Origin of the sequence: Spirillospora sp. CA-128828 (genome assembly GCF_050945415.1) — a bacterium.
Lineage (GTDB): Bacteria > Actinomycetota > Actinomycetes > Streptosporangiales > Streptosporangiaceae > Spirillospora.
Genome location: NZ_CP191986.1, coordinates 5,206,367 through 5,221,243, shown reverse-complemented (window position 1 = coordinate 5,221,243; position 14,877 = coordinate 5,206,367). Strand labels below are relative to the sequence as shown.

At 70.0% G+C, this 14,877-nt stretch carries 12 protein-coding genes, 2 rRNA genes and 1 pseudogene; 10 read left to right on the top strand and 5 right to left on the bottom strand.

From position 1 onward, the window contains the following. The first annotated feature begins 72 nt into the window (after positions 1-72). Positions 73-3,187, top strand: a 23S ribosomal RNA gene (locus ACQPXG_RS25585). Positions 3,188-3,341: 154 nt separating this feature from the next. Further along, positions 3,342-3,458: ribosomal RNA gene (gene rrf / locus ACQPXG_RS25580) — 5S ribosomal RNA — on the top strand. A 94-nt stretch (positions 3,459-3,552) separates the two neighbouring features. Here rrf and ACQPXG_RS25575 read toward each other — a convergent pair. Continuing rightward, on the bottom strand, positions 3,553-4,593 hold the full coding sequence (locus ACQPXG_RS25575) for a hypothetical protein (RefSeq protein WP_433461648.1): 1,041 nt from the start codon (positions 4,591-4,593) through the stop codon (positions 3,553-3,555). Positions 4,594-4,650: 57 nt separating this feature from the next. Between ACQPXG_RS25575 and ACQPXG_RS25570 the strand changes: the two genes are divergently transcribed. Then, a complete protein-coding gene (locus tag ACQPXG_RS25570; RefSeq protein ID WP_433461647.1) occupies positions 4,651-5,568 on the top strand; it encodes a hypothetical protein in 918 nt (305 codons plus the stop codon). A gap of 256 nt (positions 5,569-5,824) precedes the next feature. Then, positions 5,825-6,025, top strand: coding sequence for a hypothetical protein (locus tag ACQPXG_RS25565; RefSeq protein ID WP_433461646.1), 201 nt, complete (start codon positions 5,825-5,827; stop codon positions 6,023-6,025). A 7-nt stretch (positions 6,026-6,032) separates the two neighbouring features. Here the strand turns inward: ACQPXG_RS25565 and ACQPXG_RS25560 are convergent, their stop codons facing one another. The 3 genes from ACQPXG_RS25560 to ACQPXG_RS25550 are packed head-to-tail and all read right to left on the bottom strand — an operon-like array spanning position 6,033 to position 8,749. After that, positions 6,033-6,971, bottom strand: coding sequence for an MBL fold metallo-hydrolase (locus tag ACQPXG_RS25560; protein ID WP_433461645.1), 939 nt, complete (start codon positions 6,969-6,971; stop codon positions 6,033-6,035). A gap of 45 nt (positions 6,972-7,016) precedes the next feature. Beyond that, entirely contained in the window at positions 7,017-7,409 is a 393-nt protein-coding gene (locus ACQPXG_RS25555) for an NUDIX hydrolase (RefSeq protein ID WP_433461644.1), read from the bottom strand. Then, on the bottom strand, positions 7,406-8,749 hold the full coding sequence (locus ACQPXG_RS25550) for a DUF1015 family protein (protein ID WP_433461643.1): 1,344 nt from the start codon (positions 8,747-8,749) through the stop codon (positions 7,406-7,408). The genes ACQPXG_RS25555 and ACQPXG_RS25550 overlap by 4 nt, the downstream gene beginning before the upstream one ends. A 72-nt stretch (positions 8,750-8,821) precedes the next feature. Here ACQPXG_RS25550 and ACQPXG_RS25545 point away from each other — a divergent pair, with 72 nt between their 5' ends. Together ACQPXG_RS25545 and ACQPXG_RS25540 are read left to right on the top strand one after the other, a co-directional pair. After that, positions 8,822-9,265, top strand: coding sequence for a tetratricopeptide repeat protein (locus tag ACQPXG_RS25545; protein ID WP_433461642.1), 444 nt, complete (start codon positions 8,822-8,824; stop codon positions 9,263-9,265). Between the two features lie 55 nt (positions 9,266-9,320). Beyond that, positions 9,321-10,322 (top strand): HAD-IIA family hydrolase, encoded by a 1,002-nt coding sequence (locus tag ACQPXG_RS25540; RefSeq protein ID WP_433461641.1) that lies wholly within the window; start codon positions 9,321-9,323, stop codon positions 10,320-10,322. On the opposite strand, the gene ACQPXG_RS25535 is transcribed toward ACQPXG_RS25540, so the two are convergent. Further along, positions 10,319-10,660 carry an SCP2 sterol-binding domain-containing protein gene (locus ACQPXG_RS25535; RefSeq protein ID WP_433461640.1) on the bottom strand — a complete coding sequence of 114 codons (342 nt, stop codon included), beginning with the start codon at positions 10,658-10,660 and terminating at the stop codon, positions 10,319-10,321. The two genes, ACQPXG_RS25540 and ACQPXG_RS25535, sit on opposite strands and share 4 nt — an antisense overlap. A 111-nt stretch (positions 10,661-10,771) precedes the next feature. Here ACQPXG_RS25535 and ACQPXG_RS25530 point away from each other — a divergent pair, with 111 nt between their 5' ends. From ACQPXG_RS25530 to recN, 4 genes and pseudogenes are all read left to right on the top strand, one after another. Continuing rightward, entirely contained in the window at positions 10,772-11,035 is a 264-nt protein-coding gene (locus ACQPXG_RS25530; RefSeq protein ID WP_433461639.1) for a hypothetical protein, read from the top strand. After that, the gene (locus ACQPXG_RS25525; protein ID WP_433461638.1) at positions 11,032-11,832 is read left to right on the top strand and encodes a TlyA family RNA methyltransferase; all 801 of its coding nucleotides are present in this window, start codon (positions 11,032-11,034) and stop codon (positions 11,830-11,832) included. The genes ACQPXG_RS25530 and ACQPXG_RS25525 overlap by 4 nt, the downstream gene beginning before the upstream one ends. A 112-nt stretch (positions 11,833-11,944) precedes the next feature. Further along, a pseudogene (locus tag ACQPXG_RS25520) lies at positions 11,945-12,832 on the top strand (NAD kinase); the annotation flags it as partial. Positions 12,833-13,043: 211 nt separating this feature from the next. Then, on the top strand, positions 13,044-14,750 hold the full coding sequence (gene recN, locus ACQPXG_RS25515; protein WP_433461637.1) for a DNA repair protein RecN: 1,707 nt from the start codon (positions 13,044-13,046) through the stop codon (positions 14,748-14,750). Positions 14,751-14,877 lie beyond the last annotated feature (127 nt).

Below are 14,877 nucleotides of genomic sequence, written 5' to 3'. Positions count from 1 at the left end.
GGCTGATCCCTTTGGGGGTTGGTTTTGTGGGGTTTTGTTGTTTGTCTGCGATTTGTTTTGATCGTTTTGTGTGTTCAAGTTTTTTAGGGCATACGGTGGATGCCTTGGCATCAGGAGCCGATGAAGGACGTGGGAGCCTGCGATATGCCTCGGGGAGTCGGCAACCAGACTTTGATCCGGGGATTTCCGAATGGGGAAACCTGGCACTCGTCATGGGGTGTCGCCGCCTGCTGAATGTATAGGCAGGTTGGTGGGAACGCGGGGAAGTGAAACATCTCAGTACCCGCAGGAAGAGAAAACAATTGTGATTCCGTGAGTAGTGGTGAGCGAAAGCGGAGGAGCCTAAACCGTGCGCGTGTGATAGCCGGCAGGCGTTGCGTGTGCGGGGTTGTGGGACCATCCGGGTCCAGCTGCCGCTGGATCGAGGAGTTATAAACTGCTCGGATAGTTGAACGGCTTGGGATGGCCGACCGTAGACGGTGAGAGTCCGGTAGACGAAATTCGAGTGGCTTCTGGGTGTGTTCCCGAGTAGCACGGGGCCCGTGAAATCCCGTGTGAATCTGCCACGACCACGTGGTAAGGCTGAATACTTCCTGGTGACCGATAGCGGACTAGTACCGTGAGGGAAAGGTGAAAAGTGCCCCGGTGAGGGGTCGTGAAATAGTACCTGAAACCGTGTGCCTACAAGCCGTCAGAGCGTCCTCGAGGGGAACTTGTTTCTCTTGTTCGTGATGGCGTGCCTTTTGAAGAATGAGCCTGCGAGTTATGGTGTGTGGCGAGGTTAACCGGTGGCGGGTAGCCGTAGCGAAAGCGAGTCTGAATAGGGCGTTTTAGTCGCATGCTGTAGACCCGAAGCGGGGTGATCTAGCCATGGGCAGGGTGAAGCGCCGGTAAGACGGTGTGGAGGCCCGAACCCACCAGGGTTGAAAACCTGGGGGATGACCTGTGGTTAGGGGTGAAAGGCCAATCAAACTCCGTGATAGCTGGTTCTCCCCGAAATGCATTTAGGTGCAGCGTTGCGTGTTTCTTGCCGGAGGTAGAGCTACTGGATGGCTGATGGGCCCTACAAGGTTACTGACGTCAGCCAAACTCCGAATGCCGGTAAGTGAGAGCGTGGCAGTGAGACTGCGGGGGATAAGCTTCGTAGTCGAGAGGGAAACAGCCCAGATCATCGGTTAAGGCCCCTAAGCGTGTGCTAAGTGGGAAAGGATGTGGAGTTGCTGTGACAACCAGGAGGTTGGCTTAGAAGCAGCCATCCTTGAAAGAGTGCGTAATAGCTCACTGGTCAAGTGATTCCGCGCCGACAATGTAGCGGGGCTCAAGCACACCGCCGAAGCCGTGGCATTGCATCCTTTTGGGTGTGATGGGTAGGGGAGCGTCCTGCGTCCGGTGAAGCCTCGGGGTGACCCAGGGGTGGAGGGTGTGGGAGTGAGAATGCAGGCATGAGTAGCGAATCACACGTGAGAAACGTGTGCGCCGGATGACCAAGGGTTCCTGGGGCAGGCTAATCCGCCCAGGGTAAGTCGGGACCTAAGGCGAGGCCGACAGGCGTAGTCGATGGACAACGGGTTGATATTCCCGTACCCGCTGGTATGCGCCAACGCTGAACCCTCTGATGCTAACCACCCGAACCGTGGTTCGGGCCTTCGGGCCTGTTCTGCGGGGAGCGTGGGGCCCGAGGGGGTAGTAGGTGAGTGATGGGGTGACGCAGGAGGGTAGCTCAGCCCAGGCGATGGTTGTCCTGGGGTAAGCATGTAGCCCGGTGTGCAGGTAAATCCGTGCACCGTTTAAGGGTGAGATGTGATGCCGAGCCGTTTTAGGTGAAGTGAGTGATCCCATGCTGTCGAGAAAAGCCTCTAGCGAGTGTATCGGCGGCCCGTACCCTAAACCGACTCAGGTGGTCAGGTAGAGAATACCAAGGCGATCGGGTGAACTGTGGTTAAGGAACTCGGCAAATTGCCCCCGTAACTTTGGGAGAAGGGGGACCACGCTTGGTGAACGCCCTTGCGGCGGGAGCTGGGTGGGGTCGCAGAGGCCAGGGGGAAGCGACTGTTTACTAAAAACACAGGTCCGTGCGAAGTCGTAAGACGCTGTATACGGACTGACGCCTGCCCGGTGCCGGAACGTTAAGAGGACCGGTTAGACGCTTTCGGGTGTCGAAGCTGAGAATCTAAGCGCCGGTAAACGGCGGTGGTAACTATAACCATCCTAAGGTAGCGAAATTCCTTGTCGGGTAAGTTCCGACCTGCACGAATGGCGTAACGACTTCCCCGCTGTCTCAACCACAGGCCCGGCGAAATTGCAGTACGAGTAAAGATGCTCGTTTCGCGCAGCAGGACGGAAAGACCCCGGGACCTTCACTACAGCTTGGCATTGGCGCCTGAAGCGTCTTGTGTAGGATAGGTGGGAGACTGTGAAGCCCAGACGCCAGTTTGGGTGGAGTCATTGGTGAAATACCACTCTGGTCGTTTTGAGCGTCTAACCCGCACCCGTGTATCCGGGTGGGGGACAGTGCCTGGTGGGTAGTTTAACTGGGGCGGTTGCCTCCCAAAGAGTAACGGAGGCGCCCAAAGGTTCCCTCAGCCTGGTTGGCAATCAGGTGGCGAGTGCAAGGGCACAAGGGAGCTTGACTGTGAGACGGACGTGTCGAGCAGGTGCGAAAGCAGGGCCTAGTGATCCGGCACCTACGTGTGGAAGTGGTGTCGCTCAACGGCTAAAAGGTACCCCGGGGATAACAGGCTGATCTTCCCCAAGAGTCCATATCGACGGGATGGTTTGGCACCTCGATGTCGGCTCGTCGCATCCTGGGGCTGGAGTAGGTCCCAAGGGTTGGGCTGTTCGCCCATTAAAGCGGCACGCGAGCTGGGTTTAGAACGTCGCGAGACAGTTCGGTCCCTATCCGCTGTGCGCGTAGGAGAATTGAGAGGGTCTGTCCCTAGTACGAGAGGACCGGGACGGACGAACCTCTGGTGTGCCAGTTGTCCCGCCAGGGGCACGGCTGGTTGGCTACGTTCGGTCGGGATAACCGCTGAAAGCATCTAAGCGGGAAGCCTTCCTCGAGATGAGTTCTCCCACCCCCTTTGTGGGGTGTAAGGCCCCCGGTAGACGACCGGGTTGATAGGCTGGAGATGGAAGCACGGTGACGTGTGGAGTCGACCGGTACTAATAGGCCGAGTGGCTTGAACACACTGAACGTTCAAAGCATCTCGCTGCGAGACGATGTTCGCGTCCCTGTGTGGTTCCCAGGAAACAACCGGGAACCCGCATATAAATAGAATGATCGAGCCTTGGTTGCTCGGACGAGTTCTTCCCGCACCCGCAGGGGTGTTGGGGGTTGGTCGTTCGGTGGTTTTGGCGAGGGGGAAACACCCGGTCCCATCCCGAACCCGGAAGTTAAGCCCTTCAGCGCCGATGGTACTGCATGGGAGACTGTGTGGGAGAGTAGGACACCGCCGGACTTGAATTGGTCGAGGGTCGCCCCGATTTCCGGGGCGGCCCTCGACGCATGTCGTGGTCCAGTCAAAGTAGGCTGAAGAGACCACCGAACCACCATCAAGAACAGTGACGGACGTGATGAGCGCGGAAGAGGACGGCCGGGGCGACGAGAGCCGCGAGCGGCGGGGCGACAAGGGGCGGCGGGGCACGCCGGCCCGCCGCGGAGGCACGGCCGGAGGCGGCCAGGGAGGGCCTGGTGCCCGCAAGGGCGGTGGCCCTCGTGGTGGCGCCCCTCGTGCCGGTGGCCCGCAGGGCGGGCGCGGTCGTCCTGGTGGCTCCAAAGAGCGGGACGGTCGCGGTAAGCGCGACGACCGCAAGCCCGGCGGTCCGTTCAAGCGCTCCGACGATCGACGCGCCGAATCCCGTGAGGGACGTCCTGGAGACCGTCGTGAGGGCCGCCCAAGCGGCCCCCGCGGAGAGCGCAGGGGAGGCCGGTTCGACGGCCCCCGCGCGGGCCAGGGCAAGCCGGGAGAGCGGCGCTTCGGTGGCCAGGGCGGTGAGCGCCGCGAAGGGCGCTCCGCCGGTCCGAAGGGACCACGTGCGGGTCAGGGCGGCGGTGGGCCGCGCCGCGAAGGGCGTCCAGGTGGCCCCCAGGCCCGTGGCGGCCAGGGCGAGCGGCGCTTCGAGGGACGACCGCAGGACCGTCCGTTCAAGGGTCGGCGTGACGAGCGCGACGAACGCCGTGCAGGTGGGCGGCGGTTCGAGGGCAACCGCGAAGACCGTGCAGGTGGGCGGCGGTTCGAAGGTAACCGTGAGGGCCGTCCGGGTGGGCGGCGATTTGAGGGCAACCGCGAAGAGCGTCCGGGCGGACGGCGGTTCGAAGGTAATCGCGAAGACCGTGCAGGTGGGCGGCGGTTCGAAGGTAACCGTGAGGGCCGTCCGGGTGGGCGGCGATTCGAGGGCAACCGCGAAGAGCGTCCGGGTGGGCGGCGGTTCGAAGGGAAGCGCGAAGGGCGTCCGGGCGACCGTGACAGGTTCAAGGGCCGTGGCGGGCCGAAGCGTCCCCACGACGGCGGCGGGCGATCCTACGGGCCGCCCCGCGACCGCGGGGACCGGCGCGGACGCTACGAGGAGCGTGAGCGTCCAGCGCCGAAGCACGACGATCCGCTACTGCCGGACGACGTCACCGGCGAGGAGCTGGACGCGGACGCGCGGGTGGAACTCCGCACGCTGCCGAAGGAACTGGCCGCGAAGGTCGCCCGTCACCTGGTGATGGCGGGGCGGCTCGCCGAGGAGGAGCCGGAGCAGTCCTACCGGCACGCGAAGGCCGCGCGGAGGCTCGCGTCCCGCGTCGGGATCGTCCGGGAGGCCGCGGGGATCGCGGCGTACCACGCGGGCGAATGGGCGGAGGCCCTCGCCGAGCTGCGGGCCGCACGTCGGCTCGGCGCCGGCGACGACTCCTACCTGCCGGTGATGGCCGACTGCGAGCGCGGTCTCGGTCGTCCCGAGCGCGCCCTCGACCTGGTCAAATCGCCCGAGGCGGCGAAGCTCGACCCGATGGGACGCGTCGAGCTCCGCATCGTGGAGTCGGGTGTGCGCCGCGACCTGGGGCAGATCGACGCGGCCGTGGTCACGCTCCAGATCCCGGAACTCCGGGACCGGCGGCTCCGCCCGTGGTCGGTGCGGCTGTTCTACGCCTACGCGGACGCGCTGGCCGAGGCGGGACGCGAAGCGGAGGCGTCCGACTGGTTCGCACGCGCCGCCGCGGCCGACCGCGACGGCGACACCGACGCCGCCGAACGGTACGCCGAGCTTGAGGGCCTCCACATCCTCGACACCGAAGAGGACGACACCGAGAACGACGCCCTCCCGGAAGACGAACCGGCGGACGAGCCCCAGGCGGCGGCCCCGGCGGAAGTCGAGCCCGCGGCGGCCACCGAGCCTGAGCCCGCGGCGGCCACCGAGCCTGAGATCGACGCGACGACGGAATCTGGGGCCGCGCCGACGGATATCGAGTTCAAGCCTGCCGAGCCCGAGGTGCTGGACACACCGGAAGACGACGCTCCACAGGCGCCGGTGGTGTTCCTGGAGCCGAAGCCGACGGACGAGGAGCAGCCCCCGCCAGGGGAATGACACCCGGTACTTGACTGGCGAGTAGGTTTCTCGGATATTCACGGGACCGTGCCGTTCGGGGGCCGCCGGATCGGTCCGGCGGTGATCGCCTCTGGGAGTGTCATGTCCCCGAACCGACGTACGTTCCTGCGCGCCACGGCTCTCGCCGGCGCCACGAGCGCCTTCTCGGGCACGCTGTGGCAGCGGGCCTTCGCGGCGGGCCCACGGTATCTGCTACTTCACCACGAAGGGCGACAACCGGGTGTGGGCGTATGACATGGAGATCAACCTCATCACGACGGACGGGGTGGTGACGCCGTTCTTGCGCGTCGTTGGCCACGACGAGTCGGAGATGACCGGACCCGCGTTCAGCCCGGACGGGTCGCGCCTGTATTTCTCGTCGCAGCGCGGCAAGAGCGGATTCATCGGCGGCACGGATGGCTACACGTTCGAGGTCACCGGCCCGTTCCGCCGTTGACCGAATCTCAGGCGTGCCTGTCGAGGGCGTGCATGATGCCGGCGACGTTGCTTTCGGCGCTGTTCAGCAGTTCGTACTTGGCGGCCAGTTCGGGGTCGACGTCGTCGCCGGTGATGGCGTAGCGGTCCTTGGTGCGGTCGGCGACCATCGCGACGGCGTGGTCGAGGTCGAGGCCCTGGTCCCTGGCGTCCCGGACCGCGTCCACCCAGATCCGCAGTTCCTCGGCCGAGCGTTCCAGTGTGTCGTCCACCTCGGTCACGGGACCGTAGTGCGCGAACAGGAGCCGCTGCGGGCCCAGTGACCGGAACCTGCCGAGCGACGCCAGCGCCGTGTCGAGGTCGAAGTCCGGTGGCGGCGTCGCGGGCTTCACGTCCGCCGTCTCGGGGATGTAGATGCCGGCGGCGTCGCCCACGTACAGGTCGCCGGTGTGCGAGTCCATCAGCCCGACATGGTGCTTGGCGTGGCCGGGGGAGTAGTGCGACTCCAGCCGCCGCCCGCCGCCGAGGTCGACGACGCCGGTGTCCTCGACGGCCCGGATACGGGCGGCGTCCGTCGGCTTCAGCTCGCCGAACAGCGTGTCGAGGGCGTCCCCGTAGACCATGCGGGCGCTGCGCATGAGCCGTGACGGGTCCGCCAGGTGCCGCGCGCCCTTCTCGTGGACGACGATCTCCGCCCGCGGGTGCGCCTTCGCGATGTCGCCGACGCCGCCCGCGTGGTCGAGGTGGATGTGCGTGACGACCACGCTCGCCAGGTCGTCCTGCCCGACGCCCATCTCCCGCAGCGCCGCCTGCACCACGGGCGCCGAACCGGACGTGCCCGGCTCCACCAGGCACGGCCGGTCGGACAGGATCAGATATCCGGCGGTGATGCCGGTGTAGCCCGCCATCCGCGTGTCGATCTCGTAGACGTCCCCGCCGAGCGGCGTGATCGTGGTCGTGGTGTCCATCACCCGATCATCCTGCCCGGCGGCCCGCCCGGACCGCCAGGCCCCTCAGCCGAGGCGGCCGTCGGCGCGCAGGTCGTCGAAGATCAGCTTGTCGACGGGCGACACCCGGTACCGGTCGGCGTGCGTGAGCCAGGCCAGCTCCTCGATCTCGCTGCTGGGCTCCAGGACGCCGGTGTAGTCGGAGGTGTAGCAGGTCATCCGGACGGTGACGCCGGCGGCGTGACCGTCCGCCTGGGCCTCCCAGGTACCGAGATGGAAGACCGTGTGCGGCACGACGTCGACGGCCAGCTCTTCCCGGATCTCGCGCGAGAGGGTCTGCATGTCCGACTCGCCGGGCTCGCGCTTGCCGCCCGGCAGGTAGTAGACGTCCTTGCCGCGGGACCGGGTGCTGAGGACACGGCCGTCCTCCAGCCGGATCCACGCCACTTTGTCGATCATCGGTTCCCTTCGGGGTCGAGGAGGCGCAGGACGAGGCCGGTGCGGGGCTTGGGGCCGAACGAGGTGGACTTGCGCGGGACGCGCTCGCCCTGCCCCGCGATCGCCAGTACGTCCGCCACCTTGAGCGGGTTCAGGATCACGGCCGTGCCCCCGGTGCGCCGTGCGCGGGCGACGGCGGCGGACGCGTCGTCGTGCACCACCTCGATGGCGTTCTCGTTCTCCGGGAGGTTCCACACGCCGCCGATGAGGAGGTGGTCGAGAACGGCCGTGTCGAGCGCGCACCACCGTGCGGAGTGCCCGGACGGCATGGATCGGCTGAGCGCCTCCGGATCGGGCTCCGTGAGCAGATGCAGGGCGTCGCCACCACCGAGGAGGAACGCGGGACCATCCGCGGCGGCGAGCGCCTCGACCGCGGCGTCCTCGGCCGGGAAGCCGGTCACGCGGAAGACCCTGCGTGCTCTGTCCAGTGCGTCGTCCGGGCGGAGGTCCGGCAGGACGCGGTGGATGGCGCCGAGATGCGGCGGATACCGAGTGGAGTCGACCAGCAGCGCGAGGCCGGCGTCCCACGGGCCTGGGCCATCGCCCGCGGCGCGGTGGCGTGCCTGAAGGGCGCGGTAGGTGGCGTAGCGGTGGTGGCCGTCCGCGATGAGGGCCTGCTTTCCGCGGAGGTCGGCCGCCACCCGTGCGTGCGAAGCGGGGTCGGTGACGCGCCACAGCCGGTGCGTCAGCCCGTCGTCCGCGTCGAACTCCATCAGCGGGGCCCCGGCGGCGGTGTCGTCGACGATCCGGGCCGCGTCCCCGTCGCCCTCGTACACCAGGAAGATCGGCTCCAGGTTGGCGTTCGCCGCCGTCATCAGCGCGAGCCGGTCGCGGACCGGGCCGGGGAAGACGTTCTCGTGCGGCAGCACGACGCCCTCGGCCTCCGCACGCAGCCCCAGCCCGCCGATCAGGCCGCGCTGCAGGACGGTCCCGGCACGGGCCGCCTCGTAGACGTACAGGGCCGGGTCGGGGTCGATGGCGAGCGCGCCCTCGTCCAGCCAGCGGCGCAGCCGCCGGCCCGCCGCGTCGTAGCCCTCACCGGACGCGCGCGGCAGGTTGAGCCGGACGATGTTGTGGCCGCCGCCCGCCAGCAGCCGCATTGCCGCCGCCTCGTCGATCAGGTCGTACGGCGGCATGGTCACCGCGGCCAGGTCGCCCGCGACCTCGGGGACGAAGCGGACACCGCGGAACGGGGCCAGTTCCAGGCCGCCGTCCGTCCGCGGCCCGTCCGCGCCGAAGATCCGGGCGCTGAACTCCTCAGGCCCGAGCCCGGAGGGGAGGTCGTCGTCCACGGTGGGCATGGTATTCACCGGAGGGCGCCCGGCGTCCTGCCGGGTACGGTCATGGTGATCGATGTCCGAGGGGAGGTCCACATGAGCCATCAAGGGCCTGGACGGCCGGAGGATTCCCCAGGAGACGACCCCGGCGAGCATGCGGCCTCGCCGGGAGGCGGGGTCTACGAGTGGTACACGCGGGGCCTGGAACTGCTGCGGTCGGGCAGTGCGGCGGCGGCGCTGCAGCTGCTGACCAGGGCGGCCGAGGCGGAGCCGCAGTCGCACAGCATCCGGGAGGCGCTCGCCCGCGCGCAGTTCGGGGCACGGCGGTTCGACGCGGCGGCCGCGAGCTTCCGCCGGATCGTGGAGGCGGAGCCCGCCGAGGACTACGCGCGGTTCGGGCTCGGGCTCTCCCTCAGCCGCATGGGGGACTTCGAGGGCGCCGTCGAGCACCTGGCGCTCGCCTCGGCCATGCGTCCCGAGAACCAGGACTACGCGAAGGCGCTGCGGCACGCCAGGGCCACCCTCGCGGCCCGGCGCTGAGCCGTCCCCTACCAGTGAGTGACGACCCCCTGTGATCGCAGGCGTGAGGAGCGCGATGAAAGGCAGCGACCGTCCCCTGAGCGAGGCGTACGACGTCGCCCTGCTCGACCTCGACGGGGTGGTCTACATCGGCCGCAGGCCCGTCCCGGCGGCGTCGGAGTCGCTCGCGAAGGCCCGCGCGGCGGGGCAGCGGCTCGCGTTTGTGACCAACAACGCGTCCCGGACGCCGTCGGCGGTCGCGGCGCTGCTCACCGACGTGGGCGTTCCGGCCGGGGCCGAGGACGTCGTGACATCGGCGCAGGCGGCCGCGCGGCTGCTCGCGGAACGACTGCCCGCAGGGTCGGACGTGCTCGTGGTGGGCGGCATGGGGCTGCGCCACGCGCTGTACCAGCAGGGCCTGCGTCCGGTGTCGACCGCGGCCGGACGCCCTGCCGCCGTAGTGCAGGGCTACCATCCGGAGCTCGGCTACGGGCTGATCTCCGAGGGGGCGCAGGCGGTCAGCATGGGCGCGCTGTTCGTCGGCTCCAACGGCGACCTGACCATCCCGGGCGGCGACGGCCCCCCGCACCCCGGAAACGGATCGCTCCTCCGCGTGATCAGCTCCGCCACCGGCGTCGAGCCGATCGTCACCGGCAAGCCCGAACGGCCGCTGCACCAGGAGTCGATCCTGCGCACCGGCGCCAAGCGCCCGCTCGTGGTCGGCGACCGCCTCGACACCGACATCGAGGGCGCGCACAACGGGGACGCCGACAGCCTGCTCGTCTTCACCGGCGTCACCGGCCACCTGGAGGCCCTCACCGCCCCGCCGGGACGGCGTCCGACCTACCTGGCCCCCGACCTGACGGGGCTGCTCGTCCCGCATCCGGAGATCGTCCGGGTGGACGGCGGGCACCGGTGCGGCGGCTGGACGGCGCGCCGCGACGGCGGCACGTTCGCGGTCAGCGGATCCGGCGACCCCTACGACGGGCTCCGCGCCCTCGCGTCCGCCGCCTGGGAGACCGAGACGCCGCCGCCCGGGGAGGCTCTCGCGGAGGCCCTGGAAACGATCGGCCTCTAGAGGAGTTTGCGCAGGCGGAGAAGGTCGAAGATGCTCGCCTCGATCTTGAGCCGGCCCGCGGCCCACGCCTTGGCGGGGTTCAGCTCGTCGTAGGCCATCGCGACAAGGTCGTCGCTGTCCATGGTGAGGCGCACCTGCGCGGCCTTGGGGTCGTCGTCGATCTCGAACGGGTCGAGGCCGCCCTCGTGGAGGCGGGACCGGTAGGCCACCCCGAGGTCGGCGACGCGACAGCTGATCGTCCGCTCGACGACGTGCTCGGCGAGCCGGTCGGCGTCCACCTCCGCCAGGCGCGCCGCGACACGCTCCAGCGCCGCACGGCAGTCCTCCTCGTTCGCCATGGTCAGGCCGTTCCCCGTTCGTCCGGCAACGATGTCGTTCAGGGACGGTAGCGTTCAGGATGAGCCGGAAGCGACTCGTCGCGGGCGCTCCGGGAGCACTGGGAGGTAAACGTGATGTCCGACGAGGCCGTGGAGAGGGTGCCGGAGGAGCCGGAGTTCCCGGCCGTGCCGCCGCCCGACCCCACCGGCGACCCGCGCGTGGACGCCGTCGTCGCCCGCCTCGGCGAGCTCGGCGGGCGGCCCGTCCCCGAGCACGTGGAGATCTTCGAGGACGTCCACCAGCGGCTCCAGGAGCTCCTCGCCTCCGCGGGCCAGGAGGAGCGGCCCGAGCCGCCCCGTCCCGCGTTCCCCGACGCGCTCCGCCCCCGCCCGTGACCAGGCGGAGGCTCGACGTGGAACTGGTCCGGCGCGGGCTGGCGCGGTCGCGGGAGCAGGCCGGGCAGCTGATCGGTGACGGCCGGGTCCGGGTCGGCGGGCAGACCGCGGCGAAGGCGGCGACCCAGGTCGAGGCGGGCGCGGCGATCGTCGTGGCCGACGCCGGTGACGGCCCCGAGTACGTGTCGCGCGGCGGGCACAAGCTCGCCGGCGCGCTGGAGGCGTTCCACGGCCTGGACGTGAAGGGCCGCGTCTGCCTCGACGCCGGCGCCTCGACCGGCGGGTTCACGGACGTCCTGCTGCGCGCGGACGCGGCGCACGTGTACGCGGTCGACGTCGGCTACGGGCAGCTCGCCTGGTCGCTGCGGACCGACGACCGGGTCACCGTCCTGGAGCGGGTCAACATCCGCGACCTGGAGCCCGGCATGCTCGGCGACGCGCGCCCGGCCCTGGTCGTCGGCGACCTGTCGTTCATCTCGCTGAAGCTCGTCCTCGCCCCGATCCGGACCTGCGCGGCGCCGGACGCCGACTACGCGCTCATGGTCAAGCCGCAGTTCGAGGTCGGCAAGGACCGGGTCGGCGCGGGCGGCGTGGTCCGCGACCCGGAGCTGCGTGCCGACGCGGTGCGCGGCGTGGCCGGGCACGCGGAGACCCTCGGCCTCGGCGTCCTCGGGGTCGCGGCGAGCCCGCTGCCGGGTCCGTCCGGCAACGTGGAGTATTTCCTGTGGCTGCGCGCCGGGGCCCCGCCCTTGGACGAGGCCGTTTTGGCGAAGGCGATCGCGGAGGGCCCGCAGTGAGCGGCACCGGGTCTCAACGCGTACAGAAGGCGTCCGAACCGGGAACGTCCCCGCGAGGGATGTTCGTCCAGACGTCTGTACGCCGGAGCGCGTCGGGGAGTGGGGCGAGAGCATGAGCAAAAGGTCGGTGCTGGTGGTGGCGCACACCGGGCGGCCCGAGGCGGTCCGCAGCGCGCAGCTGGTCATCGAGCGGCTCAGCGAGGCCGGGATCTGCGTGCGGGTCCTGGACGAGGAGGCCGAGCAGATCGGCTGCACGGGCGTGGAGGTCATGCCCAGCAGCGCCGCGGCGGCCGACGACGCCGAGGTCGTCATGGTCCTCGGCGGGGACGGGACGCTGCTGCGCGCCGCCGACCTGACCCGCACGTCCGGCACCCCGCTGCTCGGCGTCAACCTCGGCCACGTCGGGTTCCTCGCCGAGGCCGAGCGGGAGGACCTCGCCGCCACCGTCGACCGGGTGTGCACGCGCCGCTACGAGGTGGAGGAGCGGATGACCATCGACGTCACCGCCCGCCGCAACGGCACGGTCATGGGCACCACCTGGGCGCTGAACGAGGCCAGCATCGAGAAGTCCGAGCGGGAGCGGATGCTGGAGGTCGTCGCCGAGATCGACGGGCGCCCGCTGTCGAACTGGGGCTGCGACGGAGTGGTGTGCGCCACTCCCACCGGCTCCACCGCGTACGCGTTCTCCGCCGGCGGACCGGTCGTGTGGCCGGAGGTGGAGGCGATGCTGGTGGTGCCGATCAGCGCGCACTCGCTGTTCGCCCGCCCGCTGGTGGTGTCGCCGCGCTCGTCGGTGGCGGTGGAGGTGCTGCCGGACACGCCCCGCGCCGTGCTCTGGTGCGACGGGCGCCGCACGCTCGACCTGCCGCCGGGCGCGCGGGTGGAGGTCCGCCGCGGCGCCGAGCCGGTGCGGCTCGCGCGGCTGCACCTCACCCCGTTCACCGACCGGCTGGTCACCAAGTTCGGGCTGCCCGTGACGGGCTGGCGCGGGCGGGTCCGCCAACCCTCCCGCCCGTCCCCGCCGCTCGGGGACTCGCAGGTCGGGGACGCTCCGGCGGCCGGCGGCGTCGCCGGCTACCCCGGTCCGGGCTTCGCGCCGGAGGGGGTGCCCCCCGAGTCGGACGGGGAGGCGTCCGGCGGGCAGAGGGGATAATCTCCACAGGCGCTGACCGGGGATCTGTTTGCGGAGGGTTGTGACGCTGGTGCGTCCGATGGTCGATGAGGTGCGGATCCAGGGCCTCGGGGTGATCGACGAGGCCGTGCTCGATCTGTCGCCGGGTTTCAACGTGGTGACCGGTGAGACCGGGGCCGGCAAGACCATGGTGGTCACCAGCCTCGGCCTGCTGTTCGGCGGCCGCGCCGACCCGCAGCGGGTCAGGCCGGGCGCGGACCGCGCCACGGTCGAGGGCCGGATCGTCGTCGATCCGGGCGGGCGCGTGGTGGAGCGCGTCGATGAGGCCGGCGGCGAGCTGGACGACGGCGCGCTGATCGTCACCCGCTCGGTGTCGGCGGAGGGCCGGTCCCGCGCGTTCCTCGGCGGCCGGTCCGTCCCGGTGAGCATGCTGATCAACCTGGCGGACGACCTGGTCGCCGTGCACGGCCAGTCCGACCAGCAGCGGCTGCTGCAGTCGTCCCGGCAGCGCGGGGCGCTCGACCGGTACGCGGGCGGCGCGCTGACCAAGCCGATGCGCGCCTACACCAAGGCGTACCAGCGGCACCGCCAGGTCTCCGCGCTTCTGGAGGAGCTGACCACGCGCGCCCGCGAGCGGGCCCAGGAGGCCGACCTGCTCCGCTTCGGCCTGGAGGAGATCGAGAAGGTCGACCCGAAGGACGGCGAGGACACCGACCTCGCGGCCGAGGAGGAGCGGCTCGGGCACGCCGACGCGCTGCGCGGCGCGGCCGACACCGCGCACGAGGCGCTGCTCGGCGATCCGGCGGCCGCGTTCGAGGCCGCGAACGTGACGAGCCTGCTCGGCCAGGCCCGCAACGCGCTGGAGGCCGTCCGCGACCACGACCCGGAGCTGGCGGCCCTCGCCGACCGGCTCACCGAGGCCGGCTACCTGGTCTCCGACGTCGGCACCGACCTCGCGTCCTACGCCGAGTCGGTGGACGCCGACCCGGCGCGGCTCGCCGTCGTCCAGGAACGGCGCGCCGAGCTGACCGCGCTGACCCGCAAGTACGGCGGGGCGGAGGGGACGGTCACGGCGGTCCTGGAATGGGCCCGGGCGTCGGCGTCGCGGCTGGCGGAGCTGGAGGGCGACGACGACCGCATCGAGGGGCTGCGCGCCGAGCACGCCGAGCTGACCGAGCGGCTCACCGCCGAGGCGGCGGAGCTGACCGCGGTCCGCACCCGCGCCGCCGAGCGGTTCTCCGATGCCGTCACCGAGGAGCTGACGGCCCTCGCGATGCCGCACGCCCGCGTCGTCGTCACCGTCACCCCGACCGGGGACTACGGCCCGCAAGGGGTCGACGAGGTCGAGGTGCGGCTCGCGCCGCACCCGGGGTCGCCGCCGCTGCCGCTGCACAAGGGCGCCTCGGGCGGTGAGCTGTCCCGGGTGATGCTGGCGATCGAGGTCGTGTTCGCGGGCGCCGACCCCGTCCCGACCTTCGTGTTCGACGAGGTGGACGCCGGCGTCGGCGGCAAGGCGGCGGTGGAGATCGGGCGGCGGCTGGCGCGGCTGGCCCGCAACGCCCAGGTGATCGTCGTCACGCACCTGCCGCAGGTCGCCGCGTTCGCCGACCAGCACCTGCTGGTGGAGAAGTCCGACGACGGCACCGTGACCAGCAGCGGCGTCACCGCTCTGGACCAGGAGGGCCGCGTCCGGGAGCTGTCCCGGATGCTCGCCGGCCTGGAGGATTCCGAGCTCGGCCGGGCCCACGCCGAGGAGCTGCTGGCCATGGCCGCCGAGGAACGCTGAGCTCCCGGCCCCGGGAAAGATCGCGAATCAGTGCCGGGGCCGCCCCCGCGCCCCCGGCAAAGATTACAGAGGGTGAGCGAACGGACACGCCTGGACAGTCGGCCTTTCCGACGTACGCTCCTGTGCT